Annotated in this window: 1 protein-coding gene; it reads left to right on the top strand. The window is 44.8% G+C overall.

What is annotated here, in order from left to right; translation table 11 throughout:
• The first annotated feature begins 77 nt into the window (after nucleotides 1-77).
• The gene (locus tag CWC03_RS23105; RefSeq protein WP_138583826.1) at nucleotides 78-992 is read left to right on the top strand and encodes a transposase; all 915 of its coding nucleotides are present in this window, start codon (nucleotides 78-80) and stop codon (nucleotides 990-992) included.
• The last annotated feature ends 90 nt before the right edge of the window (nucleotides 993-1,082 follow it).

Below are 1,082 nucleotides of genomic sequence, written 5' to 3' on the forward strand. Positions count from 1 at the left end.
AAGGAAGGCGGCGGCCACACAATGGCGACTGCCCGTAAAAACAACTCAGTTTAACCGACACCAAATACTACCACTGTATCTCCCGTTGCGTGAGGCGCGCCTTTCTGTGCGGTGAAGATAAATTTACTGGAAAATCATACGAACACCGCCGGGATTGGGTTGAAGAGAAACTATTGATGTTGGGATCTGTGTTTTGTATTGATATTTGCGCTTATGCGGTGATGAGTAATCACACTCACATTGTTTTATATGTTGATGATAAAAAAGCTAAGCGCCTGTCGGATAAAGCGATTGTAATACGATGCCACAAGTTGTTTAAGGGCAATTGGATAAGCCAAAAGTTTACTGAAGGTAAGCCACTCAATGAGTCGGAGCGATTGATACTCAATGAGCATGTCGCCAAGTACAGGGAAAGGCTCGCAGATATTAGCTGGTTTATGCGCGTACTTAACGAAGACATCGCCCGCCGAGCAAATAAAGAAGATAATTGTACAGGCCGTTTTTGGGAAGGACGATTTAAATCCCAAACATTACTGGATGAGGCGGCATTGGCTGCTTGTCTAGCCTACGTAGACCTAAACCCCATTAGAGCCAAAATCGCCGCAACGCCTGAAACCTCAGACTACACCAGCATCAAAAAGCGCATCGACCACGCTAAGCTGGGCAAACAACCAAAAAGCCTACTACGTTTTGCTGGCAGCCCGCGAAAACATATGCCTAAAGGACTGCCTTTCGAGCTCAAATCCTATATTGAGTTGGTTGAACTCACAGGCCAATGTATTCGCGCCGACAAGCGAGGCTATATCTTTGAGTCTCAACCTATTCTTACTCGATTAAATATAGAGCCTGAGAACTGGATAAAACTCACTACGCAATTTTCTCGGGTATTTCACGGTGCCGTTGGTCGAGAGCGAACAATAACCGCTTACTGCGAAACACTGCAAAAACGACGACGGACAAACCTAACAAACTGTGAACGCTTGTTAGCTTAGCAAAACTCACATTCTCAATTCTAGAATTTCTTAATTCTGTATTTTCAGCGCTTTGCCGTGCGCGAAAACCCATATTAACCGTAAAGAAAC

Source organism: Pseudoalteromonas sp. S2755 (assembly GCF_005886535.1).
GTDB lineage: Bacteria > Pseudomonadota > Gammaproteobacteria > Enterobacterales > Alteromonadaceae > Pseudoalteromonas.